The 2,355-nt window shown below is 60.3% G+C and carries 2 protein-coding genes and 2 pseudogenes; all 4 read right to left on the minus strand.

Annotated features, from left to right (window positions below):
• A pseudogene (locus tag FE848_RS18470) lies at positions 1-136 on the minus strand (transposase family protein); the annotation flags it as partial.
• Positions 127-1,491 (minus strand): annotated as a pseudogene (tnpC, locus tag FE848_RS18475) (IS66 family transposase); the annotation flags it as partial. The pseudogenes tnpC and FE848_RS18470, both read right to left, overlap by 10 nt.
• Positions 1,492-1,566: 75 nt before the next feature.
• Complete coding sequence (gene tnpB, locus FE848_RS18480) at positions 1,567-1,902, minus strand: IS66 family insertion sequence element accessory protein TnpB (RefSeq protein ID WP_200205356.1); 336 nt, start codon at positions 1,900-1,902, stop codon at positions 1,567-1,569.
• Complete coding sequence (gene tnpA / locus FE848_RS18485; protein WP_200205362.1) at positions 1,899-2,273, minus strand: IS66-like element accessory protein TnpA; 375 nt, start codon at positions 2,271-2,273, stop codon at positions 1,899-1,901. Before tnpA ends, tnpB begins: the two co-directional genes overlap by 4 nt.
• Between the last annotated feature and the right edge of the window lie 82 nt (positions 2,274-2,355).

The following is a 2,355-nucleotide window of genomic DNA, read 5'->3' on the forward strand; positions in this document are numbered from 1 at the left end:
CGCGCACCGTCTTCTCGTCCAGGCCGGTCTGTGCCGCCACAAAGGTGTAGGGGTGGGTGAAGGATTCCTTCTCCACGTACCCATGCAGCCGCAGTGTCATACGGAATCCGTCCACCATCTCCGGTAGCTGGGGCCTAATGCCCAGGGCCGGATCTGGTTTTCCACCCAGTTGTTGTCGATGGGCACCGCACCATCGTCCAGGTATCGCGTCAGCGCTGCCCAACGTTTGAGACTGTAATCCAGTGCTTTGGCCGTGCCGGAGCCATCCGGCACTTTCTGACGATGCGCCTGCATCCATTGCTGTAGTGCATCAGCAAGCGGTTTGGCTTTGGTTTGTCGGATTTCCAGCCGCTTATCCGGCGGCAGGTCTTTGGTTTCCCGTTCGATCTCGTAGAGGCCGCCGATGTATTCCAGAGCCTTCGCAGCCAGCTCGCTCTTGTTGGCCTCGTGCAGGTCGTAGAACTTGCGTCGGGCGTGTGCCATACAGCCGATTTCGGTGATGCCGTTGCCGAACCCGGCCTTGTAGCCGGCGTAATCGTCACAGACCAGCTTGCCCTGCCAGTCACCCAGGAAGGTGCGGGCGTGTTCACCCGCCCGGCTTGGGGCGAAGTCGTAAACGGTGGCTTTCAGGTCCGAGAACGGTGTGGTGCAGTAAGCCCAGACGTAGGCCTTATGGGTTTTCTTCTTACCCGGAGCCAACATGCTGACCGGCGTTTCATCGGCGTGCAGAACGTTGTGTTCCAGCAAGGCGTTTCTCAACGCATCTGCCAGGGGCTGCAACTGCACACCGCAGGCACCGACCCATTCGGCGAGTGTGGAACGGGGTATTTCCAGGCCAGCACGGCCGAAGATGCGTTCCTGACGGTACAGTGGCAGGTGGTCCGCGTACTTGGCCACCAACACCTGAGCCAGCAGGCCGGCGGTGGGGATGCCCTTGTCGATCACCTGCGGTGGTACCGGTGCCTGGATCAAGGTCTCGCACTGCTCGCAGGCCCACTTGCCCCGGATGTGCCGCTCCACGGTGAACTCGCCCGGGACGTAATCCAGCTTTTCGCTCACGTCCTCGCCAATACGCTTGAGCTGGCAGCCGCACTGGCACTGGGTATTGACCGGTTCATGGTGGATCAGGGTACGGGGCAGCTCCGGTGGCAGCGGGGTGCGCTTAGGCTTCTGCTTGGGTCGAGCGGCCTTCTGCTCCTCAGTCATCGCCTGGTCCAGCTCGGCTTCGATGGCGGCCAGGTCACTGTCGATCAGCTCGTCCAGGAGCTTGCCCTGAACGGCATCGAGTTGCTCACTGCGGCGGGCGAACTTGTGACGTTTGAGGATGGCGACTTCGTGGGTCAGCTTCTCGATGATGGCATTGCGGCGCACCAACTCCCGCTCCTTCCGGCCCAAGGCTTGATCCTTGGCGTCCAGGGAGTCCATCAGTTCCGTCGCCAGAGCACGGAGCTGATCGGCTGAGAGTTGGTTGATATCGGGGCGCTGAGTCATGCCGCCTAGTATGCCAAGTCCCTGTTCGGCAGGCGATTCGCGGTTCTGGCTATAGCGGCATCACAGCACTTGTGATTACAGGATGCAGATGACGCCCTCCGCGCCAATGCTCTGCCAGGGCAGGCCCTGAACCAAGGCAGACAACTGTTCCTCGGTCAGGCGCAGTTGGTCACCGCGCCAGGTTTCGCCCCAGTGGAATTTACCCCGGTTCAGCCGGCGGGCACACAACCAGATGCCCAGGCCATCATGGATCAGCACCTTCATCCGATTGCCTCGCTTGTTGGCGAACAGGTAGGCGCAATGGGGTTTGGCCGAACCGAATACCTGAATAACCCGCTCCAGGGCCTTGTCGGGTCCGGCCCGCATATCCAGCGGTTCGGTGGCCAGCCAGATCTCATCAATGCGGATCATCCCAACAGATCCCGAAGCAAAGCCGCACACTGATGGGCCTGCTCCGCAGGCCACTCCACCACAACCGCACCACCGGCGCGGGGAATCTTGATGCGGATGGTGCTACGCTTGTCTGAAACGGATTGGTTGCTCGGTGCAGAGGCCACTGCTGGCAGACGGACCGGAACGAATCCAGGTGTTTCCAGTGTTTTAGCCGCCCTTCGCGCTTCGCTCATCCAGCGCCGGACCATGTTGGCGTTGAGACCGTTATCCAGCGAAATCCGGGAAACAGACGCCCCGGGCTTCAAACATTCGGCGACGATACGAGCCTTCAGCTCTTTAGAGTAACGACGACGTTTTTGGTAGGGCTTGGTTACGCTTATGTTGGTCATGTTAAGTGTCCACTTAAAAATAAGTGGACACTATCCTGACGGCCGCAGCGCCTGGCTCAAGATGGGTTTACCGGACGGTTAC

Origin of the sequence: Marinobacter sp. 1-3A, assembly GCF_016597775.1 — a bacterium.
Classification (GTDB): domain Bacteria; phylum Pseudomonadota; class Gammaproteobacteria; order Pseudomonadales; family Oleiphilaceae; genus Marinobacter; species Marinobacter xiaoshiensis.